Origin of the sequence: Roseateles sp., assembly GCF_019237615.1 — a bacterium.
In the GTDB taxonomy this organism is placed as follows: domain Bacteria; phylum Pseudomonadota; class Gammaproteobacteria; order Burkholderiales; family Burkholderiaceae_C; genus Pelomonas.
Map to the genome: position 1 here is coordinate 152,138 of NZ_JAFAGT010000001.1, position 16,637 is coordinate 168,774.

At 68.7% G+C, this 16,637-nt stretch carries 15 protein-coding genes and 1 tRNA gene; 13 read left to right on the forward strand and 3 right to left on the reverse strand.

Translation table 11 applies throughout. The features are described 5' to 3' along the window. The first annotated feature begins 33 nt into the window (after positions 1 to 33). The 11 genes from JOY88_RS00740 (at position 34) to JOY88_RS00790 (ending at position 10,245) form a co-directional block, all read left to right on the forward strand. Positions 34 to 705, forward strand: coding sequence for a tetratricopeptide repeat protein (locus JOY88_RS00740; RefSeq protein WP_293499454.1), 672 nt, complete (start codon positions 34 to 36; stop codon positions 703 to 705). Then, positions 702 to 1,838 (forward strand): outer membrane protein assembly factor BamB, encoded by a 1,137-nt coding sequence (bamB, locus tag JOY88_RS00745; protein ID WP_293499456.1) that lies wholly within the window; start codon positions 702 to 704, stop codon positions 1,836 to 1,838. Before JOY88_RS00740 ends, bamB begins: the two co-directional genes overlap by 4 nt. Continuing rightward, positions 1,835 to 3,172 carry a ribosome biogenesis GTPase Der gene (gene der / locus JOY88_RS00750; RefSeq protein ID WP_293499458.1) on the forward strand — a complete coding sequence of 446 codons (1,338 nt, stop codon included), beginning with the start codon at positions 1,835 to 1,837 and terminating at the stop codon, positions 3,170 to 3,172. The genes bamB and der overlap by 4 nt, the downstream gene beginning before the upstream one ends. Before the next feature lie 78 nt (positions 3,173 to 3,250). Next, positions 3,251 to 3,493 (forward strand): RNA chaperone Hfq, encoded by a 243-nt coding sequence (hfq, locus tag JOY88_RS00755; protein ID WP_056198163.1) that lies wholly within the window; start codon positions 3,251 to 3,253, stop codon positions 3,491 to 3,493. Positions 3,494 to 3,503: 10 nt separating this feature from the next. Then, positions 3,504 to 4,727 carry a GTPase HflX gene (gene hflX / locus JOY88_RS00760; protein ID WP_293499473.1) on the forward strand — a complete coding sequence of 408 codons (1,224 nt, stop codon included), beginning with the start codon at positions 3,504 to 3,506 and terminating at the stop codon, positions 4,725 to 4,727. A gap of 13 nt (positions 4,728 to 4,740) precedes the next feature. Further along, positions 4,741 to 5,994 carry an FtsH protease activity modulator HflK gene (gene hflK / locus JOY88_RS00765; RefSeq protein ID WP_293499475.1) on the forward strand — a complete coding sequence of 418 codons (1,254 nt, stop codon included), beginning with the start codon at positions 4,741 to 4,743 and terminating at the stop codon, positions 5,992 to 5,994. Between the two features lie 14 nt (positions 5,995 to 6,008). After that, positions 6,009 to 6,902, forward strand: coding sequence for a protease modulator HflC (gene hflC / locus JOY88_RS00770; protein ID WP_293499477.1), 894 nt, complete (start codon positions 6,009 to 6,011; stop codon positions 6,900 to 6,902). After that, positions 6,899 to 7,081: a DUF2065 domain-containing protein gene (locus JOY88_RS00775; protein ID WP_293499479.1), complete on the forward strand. Its 183-nt coding sequence runs from the start codon at positions 6,899 to 6,901 to the stop codon at positions 7,079 to 7,081. Before hflC ends, JOY88_RS00775 begins: the two co-directional genes overlap by 4 nt. A gap of 73 nt (positions 7,082 to 7,154) precedes the next feature. Next, on the forward strand, positions 7,155 to 8,318 hold the full coding sequence (locus JOY88_RS00780; RefSeq protein WP_293499481.1) for an ATP phosphoribosyltransferase regulatory subunit: 1,164 nt from the start codon (positions 7,155 to 7,157) through the stop codon (positions 8,316 to 8,318). A gap of 40 nt (positions 8,319 to 8,358) precedes the next feature. Then, positions 8,359 to 9,693 (forward strand): adenylosuccinate synthase, encoded by a 1,335-nt coding sequence (locus tag JOY88_RS00785; protein ID WP_293499483.1) that lies wholly within the window; start codon positions 8,359 to 8,361, stop codon positions 9,691 to 9,693. 30 nt (positions 9,694 to 9,723) lie between these two features. Then, positions 9,724 to 10,245, forward strand: a complete 522-nt coding sequence (locus tag JOY88_RS00790; RefSeq protein WP_293499485.1) for a phosphoribosyltransferase — start codon at positions 9,724 to 9,726, stop codon at positions 10,243 to 10,245. Positions 10,246 to 10,464: 219 nt separating this feature from the next. Here the strand turns inward: JOY88_RS00790 and JOY88_RS00795 are convergent. Further along, positions 10,465 to 10,549, reverse strand: a tRNA-Leu gene (locus tag JOY88_RS00795). 68 nt (positions 10,550 to 10,617) lie between these two features. On the opposite strand from JOY88_RS00795, the gene rnr reads away from it, so the two are divergent. Continuing rightward, positions 10,618 to 12,939: a ribonuclease R gene (rnr, locus tag JOY88_RS00800; protein ID WP_293499487.1), complete on the forward strand. Its 2,322-nt coding sequence runs from the start codon at positions 10,618 to 10,620 to the stop codon at positions 12,937 to 12,939. A gap of 9 nt (positions 12,940 to 12,948) precedes the next feature. Here the strand turns inward: rnr and JOY88_RS00805 are convergent, their stop codons facing one another. Together JOY88_RS00805 and JOY88_RS00810 are read right to left on the reverse strand one after the other, a co-directional pair. After that, positions 12,949 to 14,301, reverse strand: a complete 1,353-nt coding sequence (locus JOY88_RS00805; RefSeq protein WP_293499489.1) for an NAD(P)H-hydrate dehydratase — start codon at positions 14,299 to 14,301, stop codon at positions 12,949 to 12,951. A gap of 10 nt (positions 14,302 to 14,311) precedes the next feature. Further along, positions 14,312 to 15,562, reverse strand: coding sequence for an NAD(P)/FAD-dependent oxidoreductase (locus tag JOY88_RS00810; protein WP_293499491.1), 1,251 nt, complete (start codon positions 15,560 to 15,562; stop codon positions 14,312 to 14,314). Between the two features lie 321 nt (positions 15,563 to 15,883). Here JOY88_RS00810 and rpsB point away from each other — a divergent pair, with 321 nt between their 5' ends. Next, a complete protein-coding gene (gene rpsB / locus JOY88_RS00815; protein ID WP_293499493.1) occupies positions 15,884 to 16,630 on the forward strand; it encodes a 30S ribosomal protein S2 in 747 nt (248 codons plus the stop codon). Positions 16,631 to 16,637: the final 7 nt, after the last annotated feature.

Here is a 16,637-nt window from a genome sequence, read left to right on the forward strand (position 1 = left end):
CCGGGCCCTGCCCGCACTCGCTGTATTCCTCTCATGGCATCGCATCTCGACCTCGAAGAACAAGAACAACTCGAACAGCTCAAGGCGTTCTGGAAGCGCTGGGGCAACCTCATCACCTGGCTGGTCACGGCGGCTCTGGCTGCTTTCGCCGCCTGGCAGGGCTGGAACTGGTACCAGCGCGACCAGGCCGCCCAGGCCGCCGCGATGTACGACGCCTTCGACCACGCGTTCGCCGCTCAGGACCTGGACAAGGCCGTCGGCGTGGCGGGTGACCTGAAGGCTCGCTTCGGCAGTACCGCCTACGCCACGCAGGCCAGTCTGCAGGTCGCCAAGCTGCAGCTGGAGAAGGACAAGACCGACGACGCCAAGCAGAGCCTGACCTGGGTGGCCGAGCATGGCGCCGATGGCGGCCCCTACCGCGATGTCGCCCGCCTGCGCCTGGCCGGTCTGCAGCTCGATGCCAAGGCCTTCGATGAGGCTGCCAAGACTCTGGACGCAATCAAGTCTGCCGAATTTGCCGGTCTCGCCGCCGACCGCCGAGGTGACCTGGCTCTGCTGCAGGACAAGCGCGATGTCGCCAAGGCCGAGTACCAGAAGGCCCTGGCCGCGCTGGACAAGACCCAGGACTATCGCCGCATCGTCGAGGCCAAGCTGGCGACGCTGGGCGTGCCGACCGTCGTCGACACCACCGGAGCCCCGCAATGAAGCGCGCCGCCCTGATTTCGCTGCTGGCGACTTCGCTGGCAGGCTGCTCCACGATCAGCTCGACGTGGAACTCCTGGTTCGGCAACGAGAAGAGCAAGCCGGCTGCGCTGGAGGTCCTGTCGGGTCCGGAGTCCGGCCGCATCGTCTGGAGCGCCAAGGGCGACAACATCAACTTCCCGCTCAGCATCGCGACGCCGGGTGACCGCTTCGTCGTCGCCAGCAGCGACGGCAGCGTGCGCGCGCTGTCGGCCGCCGACGGCCGCGAGCTGTGGCGCGGCGACGCGGGCGGCAAGCTGCTGGCCGGCATCGGCAGCGACGGCCGCTTCGCAGCCGTCGTCAACCGCGACAACGAGCTGGTCGTGCTGGATGCCGGCCGCGTCGTCTGGAAGAAGGCTCTGCCGACGCCCGTCGTCGCCGCGCCGCTCGTGGCCGGCGAGCGCGTCTTTGCGCTGACGCTGGACCGTCAGGTGCTGGCCTTCGACGCGCTGGACGGCCGCAAGATCTGGGAACTCAAGCGCCCTGGCGAGCCGCTGACGCTGGCCAAGGCTGGCGTGCTGCTGGCCTACAAGGACACGCTGGTCGTCGGTCAGGGCCCGCGTCTGGCGGGCGTCGATCCGCTCAAGGGCAGCCTGCGTTGGGAGGCCGGCGTGGCCACGCCGCGCGGCACCAACGAGGTCGAGCGCCTGGCTGACGTCGTGGGCCCCGCAGTGCGCCAGGGCGAGCTGGTCTGCGCCCGCGCCTTCCAGTCCTCGGTCGGCTGTGTCAATGCAGAGCGCGGCAGCGCGCTGTGGAACCGTGTCGTCGGCGGTGCCAACGGCATTGGCGCGGACGATCAGGTCGTCGTCGCCGGCGATGCGTCGGACCGCCTGTCGGCCTGGAAGCTGGCCAATGGCGACCTGGCTTGGTCGGCCGATCAGTTCCAGCTGCGCAAGCTCTCGGTGCCCGTGCTGTCGGCCAAGCAGGTGCTGGTCGGTGACTTTGAGGGGCAGGTCCACCTGCTGGATCGAGATACCGGCAAGACCCGTTCGCGCCTGGCCACCGACGGCTCGGCTGTCGTCTCGATCGCGCTGCTGGGCGACACGGCGCTGGTCGCCACCAAGAGCGGCGGTCTGTTCGCGATCAAGGCCGAATGAAACCCGTCATTGCCCTCGTCGGCCGCCCCAACGTGGGCAAGTCGACGCTGTTCAACCGCCTGACCAAGTCGCGCGACGCCATCGTGGCCGACTTCGCCGGCCTGACGCGCGACCGCCACTACGGCGACGGGCGTCTGGGCGACCGTGAGTTCATCTGCATCGATACCGGCGGCTTCGAGCCCGACAGCAGCACCGGCATCGTCAAGGAGATGGCCAAGCAGACCAAGCAGGCCGTCGCGGAGGCCGACGCGGTCATCTTCGTCGTCGACATCCGCCTGGGTCTTTCGGCACACGACAGCGACATCGCCCGCTATCTGCGCAGCGTCAACAAGCGCGTGCACCTGGCCGTCAACAAGGCCGAGGGCATGAGCGACTCGCCGCTGCTGGCCGAGTTCCACGAGCTGGGCATGGGCGAGCCGCACCCGATCTCGTCGGCCCATGGCCAGGGCATACGCAGCCTGCTGGACGCCGTGCTGGAGCCCTTCGAGGACACCAGCGAGGAATTCGGCGCCGGCCCGCAGCAGGACGGCGTGATCCGTCTGGCCGTCGCCGGCCGCCCCAACGTTGGCAAGAGCACGCTGATCAACACCTGGCTGGGCGAGGAGCGGCTCGTCGCCTTCGACATGCCGGGCACCACGCGCGACGCCATCGCGGTGGACTTCGAGCGCAACGGCCAGAAGTTCAAGCTCATCGACACCGCCGGCTTGCGCCGCAAGGGCAAGGTGTTCGAGGCCATCGAGAAGTTCTCGGTCGTGAAGACGCTGCAGGCGATTGCCGACGCCCATGTCGTGCTGTTGCTGCTGGATGCCACCCAGGGCGTGACGGACCAGGACGCCCACATCGCCGGCTACATCCTGGACAGCGGCCGTGCCGTCGTGCTGGCCTGCAACAAGTGGGATGCCGTCGACAGCTACCAGCGCGAGACGCTGAAGCGCCAGATCGAGCAGCGCCTGGCCTTCCTGAAGTTCGCGCCCATGCACAACATCTCGGCGCTAAAGCGCCAGGGCCTCGCGGCGCTGTGGAACGCGATGGCCGATGCCTATGCCTCGGCCTACCGCAAGATGACGACGCCGGTGCTGACCCGCCTCATCCAGGAGGCCGTGGAGCATCAGCAGCCCAAGCGCTCGGGCGTGTCCCGCCCCAAGATGCGCTACGCCCACCAGGGTGGCCAGAACCCGCCCATCGTCGTCATCCACGGCAATGCGCTGGAGGGCGTCACCGAGGTCTACAAGCGCTATCTGGAAGGCCGCATCCGCGCCCATTACAAGCTGGTCGGGACGCCGCTGAAGATCGAGTTGCGCTCGTCCAAGAATCCATTTACCGAAAAGACCTAGGGTGACCGCCGGGTGAGGCAAAACCCTGTGTTAAGGTCCAACCCGTAGTCCCTTCTCCCGATAACTCGGAGCATACCGATGAGCAACAAAGGCCAACTTTTGCAGGACCCCTTTTTGAACCTGCTCCGCAAAGAGCATGTGCCGGTCTCGATCTACCTCGTCAACGGCATCAAGCTTCAGGGCCATATCGAATCCTTCGACCAGTACGTCGTCCTGCTGCGCAACACCGTGACGCAGATGGTCTACAAGCACGCGATCTCCACCGTCGTGCCGGGTCGTGCGGTCAACTTCCACGCTGGCGACGCACCCGCGGACGCCTGATCCCCAGCCCTTGTCCTCGACCGCCACCAACGACGCGACGCCGCCCTCCGAGGCGGCGCGTGCCATTCTTGTGGGGGTCGATTTCGGCCGCCACCGCGTAGCCCAGGGCTTCGACGAAAGCCTTGACGAACTGGCCCTGCTGGCCGAATCCGCCGGCGACATGCCTGTCGCCAAGGTCATCGCGCGCCGCCCCGCGCCCGACGCGGCCCTGTTCGTCGGTTCCGGCAAGGCCGACGAGATCAAGCTGCTGGTGCAGGCCCATCAGGCCCATACCGTGCTGTTCGACCAGGCCATCTCGCCGGCCCAGCAGCGCAACCTGGAGCGCGTGCTGGGCGTGCCGGTGGCCGACCGCACGGCGCTGATCCTCGAGATCTTCGCGGCCCGCGCGCAGAGCCATGAGGGCAAGCTGCAGGTGGAACTGGCGCGCCTGCAATACCTGGCCACGCGCCTGGTGCGGCGCTGGAGCCACCTGGAGCGCCAGAGCGGCGGCATTGGCATGCGCGGCGGCCCTGGTGAGGCCCAGATCGAGCTGGACCGCCGCATGATCGACGAGCGCATCAAGCAGACCAAGGAACGCCTGAAGCGCGTGCAGCGCCAGCGCGGCACGCAGCGCAAGGCGCGCTCGCGCAACGGCGTCTTCAAGGTCTCCCTGGTCGGCTACACAAACGCCGGCAAGAGCACGCTTTTCAACGCGCTGACCAAGGCGCGCGCCTATGCCGCCAACCAGCTGTTCGCGACGCTGGACACGACGACGCGCTCGCTCTACCTGGAGCAGGCGGCGGCCAGCGTGTCGCTGTCCGACACCGTGGGCTTCATCCGCGACCTGCCGCACAAGCTGGTCGAGGCCTTCCGCGCGACGCTGCAGGAGGCGGCCGACGCCGACCTGCTGCTGCATGTCGTGGACGCCGCCAGTCCGGTGCTGGACGAGCAGATGGCCGAGGTCGAGCGCGTGCTGGCCGAGATCGGCGCGGCGGACGTGCCGCAGATCCTGGTCTACAACAAGCAGGACCTTCTGCCTGACGACCAGCGCCCGCGCGAGACCGTCGACGCCATGCTGCGCGCCAACGGCAGTACCGAGCCCACACCGCGCGTCTTCGTCAGCGCCCTGGACGGCGGCGGCCTGGGCGAGCTGCGCCGGCTGATCGCGACGGCAATGCAGGCCCAGCCCTTGATTCCCGACGAGCGGGACCCACGTTTCGACGCTGACCCGTCGGATCCCGAGCCTTCCTCCTAAGACTCCCCCAGGCATGAGCAGCACTTCCCACACCCCGCCCCCCAGCCCCTGGGCCCGGCGTCTGCTGACCCCGGTCGCGCGAGCCGCAGGCCGGTTGCTGAACAACGGCCGCAACGACGGTCCGCCCGACCTCGACGAGCTTTGGCGCGACTTCAACCGCAAGCTCTCGGGCATGTTCGGCGGCAAGCCCGGCGGCCCCGCCAGCCCCAACGGATCGGGCGGCACGCCCGACATGAAGGGCGCCGGCGTCGGCATCGGTCTGATTGCGGGCGTGGTGCTGCTGGGCTGGCTGGCCAGCGGCTTCTTCATCGTGCAGGAAGGCCAGCAGGGCGTCATCACGTCCTTCGGCAAGTACAGCAAGACGGTGGAGGCGGGCTTCCAGTGGCGCCTGCCCTATCCGTTCCAGGCGCATGAGGTGCAGCCGGTCTCGCAGCTGCGCCAGGTTGAGGTGGGTCGCAGCTCGGTCGTCGCGGCCACTGGCCTGCGCGACTCGTCCATGCTGACGCAGGACGAGAACATCGTCGACATCCGCTTCACGGTGCAGTTCACCATTCGCGACCTGAAGGACTTCCTGTTCGAGAACCGCGACCCCGAGCAGGCCGTGCTGCTGGCTGCCGAGTCGGCCGTGCGCGAGATCGTCGGCAAGAGCGCCATGGACTCGGTGCTTTACGAGCAGCGCGACGCGATCGCGGCCGACCTGGTCAAGTCCATCCAGGCCCAGCTGGACCGCCTCAAGGCCGGCATCCAGATCAAGAACGTCAACGTGCAGAGCGTGCAGCCGCCCGAGCAGGTGCAGGCGGCGTTCGAGGATGCCTTCAAGGCAGGGCAGAACCGCGAGCAGACCAAGAACGAGGCCCAGGCCTACGCCAACGACGTGATCCCGCGCGCCCAGGGCGATGCGGCCAAGCTGCGAGAGCAGGCCGAGGGCTACAAGGCCCGCGTCATCGCGACGGCCGAGGGCGACGCGCAGCGCTTCAAGAGCGTGCTGACCGAGTACCAGAAGGCGCCGCAGGTCACGCGCGACCGCATCTACATCGACACGATGCAGCAGGTCTACAGTAACGTCAGCAAGGTCATGGTGGACAGCAAGTCCGGCTCCAACCTGCTCTACCTGCCGCTGGACAAGCTGCTGCAGCAGGGCAACTCGGGCACGGTGTCGGTGTCGCAGCCGCAGCCCTCCAGCGCCTTGCCCGACCCGCAGACGCTGCCGAACTCCAACAACGACCTGCGCAGCCGCGACAACCTGCGCAGCCGCGACGGCCGCTGATCGAGGACCACCGAATGAACCGTATTGCCGCCATCCTCGCCGGCGCCCTCGTCGCCCTGATGCTGCTGTCGTCGACGCTCTTCATCGTCGACCAGCGCCAGTTCGCCGCCGTCTACGCGCTGGGCGAGATCAAGGAAGTCATCACCGAGCCGGGCCTGAAGTTCAAGCTGCCGCCGCCGCTGCAGAACGTGGTCATGCTGGACCGCCGCGTGCAGACGCTGGACAGCCCCGAGTCCCGCCCCATCTTCACGGCCGAGAAGAAGAGCCTGGTCATCGACTGGCTCATCAAGTGGCGCATCACCGAGCCGCGCCAGTTCATCCGCAACAGCGGCATCGACATGCGCAATGTCGAGAACCGCCTCGCGCCGGTCGTGCAGGCCGCATTCAACGAGGAGGTGACCAAGCGCACCGTCATCGCCGTGCTGGCGACCGAGCGCGAGAAGGTCATGCAGGACGTGCGCAAGCGCCTGGCCGACGAGGCCAAGCAGTTCGGCATCGAGGTCGTGGACGTGCGGATCAAGCGCGTGGACTTCGCCTCCAGCATCACCGAGTCCGTCTACCGCCGCATGGACTCCGAGCGCAAGCGCGTGGCCGCCGAGGCGCGCTCCACCGGCATTGCCGAGGGCGAGAAGATCAAGGCTGATGCCGACCGCCAGCGCGAGATCATCGTCGCCGAGGCCTATCGCGACGCGCAGAAGATCAAGGGCGAGGGCGATGCCAAGGCGTCGGCGCTCTATGCCGAGGCCTTCGGTCGCGACGCGCAGTTCGCCCAGTTCTACCGCTCGCTGGAGGCCTACCGCGCCAGCTTCGCCAAGAAGAGCGACGTGATGGTCGTCGACCCCAGCAGCGACTTCTTCAAGGCCATGCGGGGCTCCGGTTCCGCGTCCGCCGCGCCCGCGCACAAGTGAACGAGCTGCTGACTGCGCTGGCGCTGGTGATGGTCATCGAGGGGTTGATGCCCCTGATCAGCCCGGCGCGCTGGCGCGAGGTCTTCAGCCGCATCCTCGCGATGAGCGATGGCCAGATCCGCTTCATCGGGCTGGCCAGCATCCTGATGGGCCTGCTCGGACTGCTCTGGTTGCGCTGATCTGAACGCTGGCGGGTCGCGAGCCGGGGAGGGCACCGGTACAATGCCGTTTTTAACCGCCTAGCCTGCGCCCATGTCCTCTGCTTGGCTGCTGCCCGAGCACATCGCCGATGTCCTGCCCTCGCAGGCGCGCCGCATCGAAGAGCTGCGTAGAGAGCTGCTCGACATGGCCCGCGGCTATGGCTGCGAGCTGGTCATCCCGCCTCTGCTGGAGCACCTCGACTCGCTGCTGTCCGGCACCGGTTCGGGTTCCGAGATCAAGCTCTTCAAGCTCGTCGACCAGCTCTCCGGTCGTAGCTTGGGCTTGCGCGCCGACACGACGCCGCAGGTTGCGCGCATCGACGCCCACCTGCTGAACCGCCAGGGCGTCACCCGTCTGTGCTACTGCGGCCCCGTCGCGCACACGCGGCCCGACGGCCTGAACACCAGCCGCGAGCCACTGCAGTTCGGCGTCGAGATCTACGGCCATGCAGGCCTGGAGGCTGACCTCGAGGCGCAGGACCTGGCGCTGGACGCGCTGCGCCGCGCCGGTCTGCAGAAGGTCATGCTGGACCTGGGCGACGCACGGCTGCTGCAGGGGGTGCTGGACGGCGCTCCGCTGGCGCCCGAGGCGCTGGCCGCGCTGACGGCGGCGCTGGCCGCCAAGGACATGGCGGTGCTGGCCGAGCTGACGTCAGGCATGCCCGCTGCCACGCGCGACGCGCTGCTGGCGCTGCCCAGCCTGTTTGGCGGCCGCGAGGTGCTGGACGAGGCGGCGCGCCGCCTCCCCGGTCACCCGCTCGTGAAGGCCGCGTTGGCCGACCTGGCCTGGCTGGCCGGGCAACTCGCCGCGGTCCATCCCGAGGTTGGCCTGGGCTTCGACCTGGCCGACCTGCAGGGCTACGCCTACTACACCGGCATCCGCTTCGCGGCCTATGCCGAGGGCTGCTCCGACGCGGTGCTGCGTGGTGGCCGCTACGACGAGGTGGGGGCGGTTTTCGGCCGTCGCCGCCCGGCCGTGGGCTTCAGCCTGGACCTGAAGACGCTGGTGGGCCTGGTGGCGCCGACGCCGTTGCGCGCCGCCATCCGCGCGCCCTGGGGCGAAGATGCCTCGCTGCGCCAGGCGGTGCGCGAACTGCGCGAGCAGGGCGAGACGGTGGTATGCGTGCTGCCGGGCCACGAGGCCGAGGCCGATGAATTCGACTGTGACCGCGAACTGGTTCGCGGTCACGCGGGCTGGGAAGTCCGCTCGCTCTGAGCGGCTCCCGCAAACTCTTCTCCAAAAGCAGGCAAACCAAATGCAAAGCCAAACCGCGCGTGGACGCAATGTGGTCGTCGTCGGCACTCAGTGGGGTGACGAGGGCAAGGGCAAGGTCGTGGACTGGATGACGGACCATGCCCATGGCGTGGCACGTTTCCAGGGTGGCCACAATGCCGGCCACACGCTGGTCATCAAGGGCGTGAAGACGGCGCTGCAGCTCATTCCCAGCGGCATCATGCGCGACGGCGTGCCCTGCTTCATCGGCAACGGCGTCGTGCTGGACCCGACCCATCTGCTGTCCGAGATCGAGCGTCTGGAGGCCGCCGGCGTCGAGGTGCGTTCGCGCCTGTTCATCAGCGAGTCCTGCCCGCTGATCCTGCCCTTCCATGTCGCTGTGGACAAGGCGCGCGAGGCCCTGCGTGAGAGCAGTGGCAGCGGCAAGATCGGCACCACCGGCAAGGGCATAGGCCCGGCGTATGAAGACAAGGTGGCCCGCCGCGCGCTGCGTGCCCAGGACCTGAAGCATCCCGAGCGCTTCGCCAAGAAGCTGCGCGAGCTGCTGGAGCTGCACAACTTCGTGCTCAAGGGGTATCTGAAGGGTGAGGAGCTGGCCTTCGAGCCCATCTTCGAGCAGGCCATGAAGATGGCCGACCAGATCAAGCCCATGCTGGCCGATGTCGGCTACATGATCCACAAGGCCCACCTGGCCGGCCAGAACATCCTGTTCGAGGGCGCCCAGGGCACGCTGCTGGACATCGACCACGGCACCTATCCCTTCGTGACCTCCAGCAACTGCGTCGCCGGCAATGCCGCCGCCGGCGCCGGCGTGGGCCCGCAGCTGCTGCACTACATGCTCGGCATCACCAAGGCCTACACCACCCGCGTTGGCTCGGGTCCGTTCCCGACCGAGCTGGACTGGGAGAAGCCCGACACCGTCGGATATCACCTGTCCACCGTGGGTCAGGAGCGCGGTACCGTGACCGGCCGCGCGCGCCGCTGCGGCTGGCTGGATGCCGCAGCGCTGAAGCGCTCCATCATCATCAACGGCATCACGGGCCTGTGCCTGACCAAGCTGGACGTGCTGGATGGCCTGGCCGAGATCAAGATGTGCGTGGGCTACGAGCTGAACGGCAGGACGCTGGACATCCTGCCGCTGGACGCCGACGAGATCGAGGCCTGCACGCCCGTCTACGAGACCTTCCCGGGTTGGACCGAGACCACCTTCGGTGCCACGTCCTGGGACGCGCTGCCGTCCAACGCGCGCAGCTACCTGAAGCGCGTTGAGGAAGTCATCGGCGCCCCCATCGACATGGTCTCCACCGGTCCCGACCGCGAGCACACCATCGTGCTGCGCCATCCCTATTCCGCCTAAACCAACCTCTCATCACGGAGACACCCCAATATGCTGACCGACGACGGCAAACACCTCTACGTGTCCTGGGACGAGTACCACCTGCTGACCGAGCGCCTGGCGCTCAAGGTGCACGCCTCGGGCTGGCAGTTCGACCAGATCCTCTGCCTGGCCCGTGGTGGCATGCGCCCGGGCGACGTGCTGTCTCGTGTGTTCGACAAGCCGCTGGGCATCATGTCCACCAGCTCCTACCGCGCCGAGGCCGGCACCATCCAGGGCCGCCTGGACATGGCCAAGTACATCACCATGCCCAAGGGCGAACTGGCCGGCCGCGTGCTGCTGGTGGACGATCTGGCCGACTCCGGCGTGACGCTGAGGGCTGTCGTGGAGCGCCTGCGCGGCATGCCGGCCATCACCGAGCTGCGCTCGGCCGTCATCTGGACCAAGAAGGTGTCGGCCTACACGCCGGACTACTACTGCGAGATGCTGGAAACCTCGCCGTGGATCCATCAGCCGTTCGAGGAGTACGACGGCATGGGGCCGGAGGCGTTGGCGAAGAAGTTCGTCGTTTGAAGGGTGGGCTTGTGGCGCGGATCGAGAGCTCGGTTTGTGCCACGACTCGCCGAAGTGCCCATCGAGGTGCGTCGGCGGGGACTCGGTCGCGTCCCGCGACCCCGGCTTGGGGCTTGGCTCCAAGCCTTTCCCGTCCTCCCGCGATGTCCACCGGACATTGCTTCTTGAGTGCCAAAACAAAAAAGGCCAGCGCGATGCGCCGGCCTTTTTCTTTTGTTTTGGTGCCCAGGAGAGGACTCGAACCTCCACGGAGTTACCCGCTAGTACCTGAAACTAGTGCGTCTACCAATTCCGCCACCTGGGCAAGGTGCTCAAAACTTCTCGCGAAGTCCTGAGCCGCTTCAGGAAAACAAAGACTATATCATCAAAAAATTGAAGAACGCAAACATTTCCCCAGCCAGCGACGGCGCAGGCCTGCTCGGCGAGGTCGAGGGCACGCTGCAAGGCCATCGGGACGGCCATGGCTTCCTGATTCCTGACGACGGCTCGGCCGACGTCTACCTGTCGTCGCAGGAGATGCACGCCGTCATGCATGGCGACCGCCTGCGCGTGCGCGTCGTCCGCTTCGACAAGCGCGGACGCCCCGAAGGCCGGGTGCTGGAAATCCTCGAGCGCAAAAAGCGGCCCCTGATCGGCCGATTGCTGCTTGAGTCCGGCGTCTGGCTCGTCGCACCCGAGGACCGGCGCATGGGCCAGGACATCCTCATCCCCAAGAACGGCATCGCCAACGCGACTGCAGGTCAGGTGGTGGCCGTCGAGCTGACCGAGCCGCCGTCGCTGTACTCGCAGCCGGTGGGGCGCGTCGTCGAGGTGCTGGGCGAGATCGACGACCCCGGCATGGAGATCGAGATCGCCGTGCGCAAGTACGACGTCCCGCATCGCTTCAGTCCGGAAACGCTGGCGCAGTCGGCCAAGCTGCCCGAGAAGCTGCGCGCCGCCGACCTGAAGCAGCGCATCGACCTGCGCGACGTGCCGCTGGTCACCATCGACGGCGAGGACGCGCGCGACTTCGACGACGCCGTCTACTGCGAGCCCTTCAAGCAGGGCCGCGGCAAGAAGGCCTTCGAGGGCTGGCGGCTGCTGGTGGCCATTGCCGACGTGTCGCACTATGTGAAGCCTGGCGAGCCGCTTGACGCAGATGCCTACGAGCGTGCCACCTCTGTCTATTTCCCGCGCCGCGTCATCCCGATGCTGCCGGAGAAGCTGTCCAACGGCCTGTGCTCGCTGAATCCGTACGAGGATCGGCTCAGCATGGTGTGCGACATGCTCGTGTCCACCGACGGCACGGTCATGGCCTACCAGTTCTACCCGGCGGTGATCTGCTCGCATGCGCGCTTCACCTACACCGAGGTGGCGGCCATCCTCGCCAACACCCATGGCCCCGAGGCCGCCAAGCGCAGCGAGCAGGTGCCGCATCTGCTGCACCTTCACGAGGTCTACCGTGCGCTTCTGGCCGAGCGTCATCGCCGCGGCGCCATCGACTTCGAGACGACGGAGACGCAGATCGTCTGCGACGACAACGGTCGCATCGAGAAGATCGTCCCGCGAACCCGCAATGAGGCGCACCGGCTGATCGAGGAGGCCATGCTGGCCGCCAACACCTGTTCGGCGGACTTCATCCAGGGCGCCAAGCACCCCTCGCTCTATCGGGTGCATGAAGGGCCGACACCCGAGAAGCGGCAGACTCTGCAGGCCTATCTGCGCTCGTTGGGTATCGGCGTGGGCATCTCCGACGACCCGACGCCGCGCGAGTTCCAGCAGCTCGCCGAGGCCACCAAGGACCGCCCCGACGCCCAGCAGATCCACACCATGTTGCTGCGATCCATGCAGCAGGCCATCTATACCGGCACCAACTCGGGCCACTTCGGCCTGGCCTATCCGGCGTACACGCATTTCACCAGCCCCATCCGGCGCTATCCCGATCTGTTGGTGCACCGCGTCATCAAGGCGCTGCTTGCCGGCAAGCGCTACACGCTGGATGCGGCCAAGATGATGGTGCCGCAGGCGCCCAAGCGTCCTGGTCGTGCAGCGCCACCCGACCCCGCCGAGGCCCGCAACGAGGCCGAGCGCTGGGAGGTCGTCGGCGCGCACTGCAGCGCCAACGAGCGCCGCGCCGACGAGGCCAGCCGCGACGTCGAGGCCTGGCTGAAGTGCCGCTACATGCGTGACCGCCTGGGCGAGGTGTTCGCGGGTACGGTGTCGGCCGTCACCAGCTTCGGCCTCTTCGTGCAGCTCGACGAGCTCTACGTCGAGGGGCTGGTGCACATCACCGAGCTGGGCGGCGAGTACTTCCGCTTCGACGAGGTGCGCCAGGAGTTGCGCGGCGAGCGCACCGGCATCCGCTATGCCACTGGCGCGCGGGTGCAGGTGCAGGTCAGCCGTGTGGACCTGGACGGCCGCCGCATCGACTTCCGCCTCGTGCGCGACGACGGGGAGGCCCGCCAGCCGCGCGGCCCGTCCGGCCGCACCGCTGGCAAGGTGGCCGCCAAGGCGCCGGCCAAGAAGCGCGCGCCGCAGACGGCCGTCGAGGCCCTGGAGGAGGTGCGCCAGACCGACCGCGACGTGAAGAAGAGCCGCAAGGCCGTCGTCGCGGCGCAGCACCCCGTCAAGGCGGCCCAGCAGGCCGCCAAGCGGGCGGCAGGCAAGGCGTCCAAGAAGACGGCCGCCAAGGCGGCGCCGCGCAAGCGCCGCTGAGTCGCGGCCTCAGCGTGGCGCGGCCAGGCGAGCTATGAGGTCACCCGCTCGCAGCACGTGATCCGCCTCGCCTGCGCGGCCGTGCGCGTCCACGCCGGCGCAGGCGATGGCATGGGCGCTGGAGGCCGGCTGCCGGGCCCACAGCCCGCCTAGCCAGCCGGCCAGCACGTCGCCGCTACCGGCCGTGGCCAGCGCCGGGCCGCCGCTGGCGCAGATGGCCGGCCGTTCGCCGGGCGAGGCGACGACGCTGCCCGAGCCCTTGAGCACGACGCTGCAGGCGAAGCGCGCGGCCAGCTGCTGCGCCGCGGCCAGGCGGTCCTGCTGCAGGCTGGTGGTGTCGCGACCCAGCAGCCGCGCGGCCTCGAGGGGGTGCGGCGTCAGCAGCGTCGTGCCCGGCGGCCGGGCGCGCAGCAGCGCCTGCAGGGCCGTGTCCGCGGCAAGGGCGTTCAGCGCGTCTGCGTCGATGACGATGTGCGGCATCTGCTGCAGCATTGCGGGCAGCGCGCCCGCAATGCCGGGTCCGGCACCGCAGCCGATGACGCCCACGGCCTGCGGCAGTTCGGCCAGCGCGCCACGCATCAGCTCGGGTCGGCCGGGGTCTGCGGGCTCGCCGGCCGGCTGGCCCAGCAGGTCCACGTAGACGCGGCCGGCCCCGCTGGCCAGGGCCGCGCGCGCCGCCAGTCGGGCGGCGCCCTGCATGCCCGGCGCGCCGCCGACGACCAGCACCTGGCCATGGCTGCCCTTGTGGCTGGTCGGGCTGCGCGCGGGCGCGTCGGTGCGCCCCAGCAAGTAGGCGCTTGGCGGCTCGTCGGCTGCGACGCCCAGGTCGTCGAACCAGATCCGCCCGGCATGCGCGCGTCCCTCGCCGGTGAAGAGGCCGGGCTTGAGTGTCAGCAGCGTCAGCGTGTGGTCGGCGCGCAGGGCCAGCCCGCCGGCGGGCTGGCCGGTGTCGGCGAGCAGGCCGCTGGGCAGGTCGACGGCGAGGATGGGTGCGCCGCAGGCCTGTATGGCCGCCATGGTGGCCCGAATGGCGGCGGCCGGCTCGCGGTTCAGGCCCAGGCCCAGTAGTGCGTCGATGACGAGGGCGGGGCGCTCGGGCGCGTCGTGGCCGGTGTGCACCGGTACGCCGTGTCGCCCGAGCCAGCGCGCCGCCACTTGGCCGTCGCCGCCGTTGTTGCCGGGGCCGCAGGCCACCCAGACCGGGCCGTCGCGGCGTCGCAGGGCCAGCGCCAGCTTGGCGACGGCCAGGCCGGCGCGCTCCATCAGGTCGGGCGCCTGGACGAGCGCTTGCGCCTCGATGCGCCGGCTGGCGGCGACGTCGAACAGCGGCAGGGGGGAGGTTGTGGGCAGCAGCGCGTGCATGCCCGGGAGCTTAGAGCCGTTGCGGGCCCAGCGCGGCGATGTCCACGGCCGGCGCCTGGCCGGCGATCAGTTGGGCCAGGACCTGGGCGCTGCCGCAGGTCAGGCCCCAGCCCTGGCCACCCAGCGAGAGGTTGAGCCACAGGCCCGGGCGGCCACTGGCGCCCAGCAGCGGCAGGCCGTCGGCGCTCATCGCGCGGCGGGCCTGGCCCTGCTGCACCTGCTGGTGCAGCACCGAGCCGGGAAACCAATGCTGCAGGCCGCGGTGCAAGGCTTCGTAGTCGGGGTTGACGCGGGCGCGTGCGTCGGTGACCGTGAGGCCGCCGCTCACACGCACGCGCTGGCCCGCGCGCGCCACGCTGAGGTCGCGGGACGGGTCTACCCAGCCGGCCTTGGGGCCCAGGTCGGGGTAGCCCTCCACGAGTCGCAGCGGCGCCGTGACGGAGGCCTCGTGCTGGGCCGACAGCGGCAGGCGCTCGCCCAGAAGGGTCGGGGCGTCCAGGCCGTTGCAGAGCACGGCGGCATCGAATCGTTCGTCCTGCGGGCCGAGAGGCTGGGGAAGCGTGTCGCCGGCCTCGCGCTCGGCGCTGCGCGTCGGTGCCTCGGCGGGCGGCGTGTACTCGTGGCGCAGCATGAGGCCGGCGCCGTCTGCCGCGATGGCGCGTACCGTCGTATGGAAGCGGAAGCCGGCCCCCAGGCGCTGCGCCTGCAGGCGCAGCTGCTGGGCGAAGAGGCGGGCATTGCCCGCGCCGCCATGGGCCAGCGCCAGCGCGGCGGACAGCGGGGCGTCGGCGTTCAGGCCCGGCTCGCGCAGGCGGGCTTCGCCTGCCTCGATGAGCTCGACCTGCAGGCCCAGGGCCTGCCAGCCTTCCAGGAGGGCTTCTGCGGCTGCCGTGCGCTTTGCGTCGGCCAGTGCGATGAGCAGGCCGTCGCTCGCCTCATCGTCCAGCCCCAGTTCGTGGCGCAACTCCGTGGTGCGTGCCAGGCTCAGGCGACTCAGCGCGGCGAGCTGGCTCACGGCGTCGTCACCGCCCTTGCGGCCGGCGCGCCAGCGGCGCAGGCGAAAGCCCAGGGGTGCCGGCGCGCTGGCGTCGGCCAGGCCGGGCAGGAAGGGTGAGAGCAGGGCGCTGCTGGCGAAACTGGCCTGTTCGGCCACGCTGCCGCCGCGCTCGAAGACCTGCACCTGAAAGCCCAGTGCGGCCAGTTCGTAGGCCGTCGTGACGCCCGCGAGGCCGGCGCCAACCACCGCGATGCTGCGGCTCACGCGGGCACCTGGCGGGCAGTCGCGAAGAACGGGCTGGCGACCGCGTCGGCGCGGTGTCGGCAAGAGAGGGGCATGGGTTGTGTATACTCTGCGGGTTTTGCCGGAGGCAGTGGCTCTTGGAGCTGCTTGGTTGACGGCAAAAACGGTTGTGATGGGTGGGGATCACCCCGGGGCCAAGTGCCTTCGACGCCCCCTCGTCGCAACAAATCGCAAACCGGCCACGCAAAGGTGTTGTGGTTTGCGGCCTCGGGAAACAGCGGTTTCCAGATGCTGCAACGCAATTCGGGCCGGATTTTAGACACAACCTTCGGAGTAAGACCCATGTCTGTCACGATGCGCGAGATGCTGGAAGCCGGCGTCCATTTCGGTCACCAAACCCGCTTCTGGAATCCCAAGATGGCCCCGTATATCTACGGCCATCGCAACAAGATCCACATCATCAACCTCGAGAAGACGCTGCCCGCGTTCAACGATGCGATGAAGTTCGTGCGCTCGCTGGCTGCCAAGCGCGGCACGATCCTGATGATCGGCACGAAGCGTCAGGCCCGTGAGTTCATCGCCGCCGAAGCCCAGCGCGCCGGCATGCCCTACGTCGACTCGCGTTGGCTGGGCGGCATGATGACCAACTTCAAGACGGTCAAGACCTCGCTGAAGAACCTGAAGGACATGCAGGCCCAGGTCGAGGCTGGCACCCAGCCCGCGATCAAGAAGGAAGCCCTGCTGTTCCAGCGCGATATCGCGAAGCTGGAAAAGAACATCGGCGGCATCCAGGACATGACCGCACTGCCCGACGCCATCTTCGTCATCGACGTCGGCTATCACAAGATCGCCGTGGCCGAAGCCAAGAAGCTGGGCATTCCCGTCATCGGCGTGGTGGACACCAACCACTCGCCCGAGGGCATCGACTACGTCATCCCCGGTAACGACGACTCCGCCAAGGCTGTGGCCCTGTATGCCCGCGCCGTTGCCGATGCCGTGCTGGAAGGCAAGGCCAACGCCACGAATGACGTGCTGGCTGCCGTTGCCCCCGCTGGCGACGAGTTCGTCGAGGTTTCCGAAGAGGCCTAAAGCCCCT

Excerpts from the sequence above, each read along its gene's own strand:
- JOY88_RS00740 (WP_293499454.1), top strand. The coding sequence starts at position 34 with ATGGCATCGCATCTCGACCTCGAAGAACAAGAACAACTCGAACAGCTC.
- bamB (WP_293499456.1), top strand. The coding sequence starts at position 702 with ATGAAGCGCGCCGCCCTGATTTCGCTGCTGGCGACTTCGCTGGCAGGC.
- der (WP_293499458.1), top strand. The coding sequence starts at position 1,835 with ATGAAACCCGTCATTGCCCTCGTCGGCCGCCCCAACGTGGGCAAGTCG.
- hfq (WP_056198163.1), top strand. The coding sequence starts at position 3,251 with ATGAGCAACAAAGGCCAACTTTTGCAGGACCCCTTTTTGAACCTGCTC.
- hflK (WP_293499475.1), top strand. The coding sequence starts at position 4,741 with ATGAGCAGCACTTCCCACACCCCGCCCCCCAGCCCCTGGGCCCGGCGT.
- hflC (WP_293499477.1), top strand. The coding sequence starts at position 6,009 with ATGAACCGTATTGCCGCCATCCTCGCCGGCGCCCTCGTCGCCCTGATG.
- JOY88_RS00780 (WP_293499481.1), top strand. The coding sequence starts at position 7,155 with ATGTCCTCTGCTTGGCTGCTGCCCGAGCACATCGCCGATGTCCTGCCC.
- JOY88_RS00785 (WP_293499483.1), top strand. The coding sequence starts at position 8,359 with ATGCAAAGCCAAACCGCGCGTGGACGCAATGTGGTCGTCGTCGGCACT.
- JOY88_RS00790 (WP_293499485.1), top strand. The coding sequence starts at position 9,724 with ATGCTGACCGACGACGGCAAACACCTCTACGTGTCCTGGGACGAGTAC.
- JOY88_RS00805 (WP_293499489.1), bottom strand. The coding sequence starts at position 14,301 with ATGCACGCGCTGCTGCCCACAACCTCCCCCCTGCCGCTGTTCGACGTC.
- rpsB (WP_293499493.1), top strand. The coding sequence starts at position 15,884 with ATGTCTGTCACGATGCGCGAGATGCTGGAAGCCGGCGTCCATTTCGGT.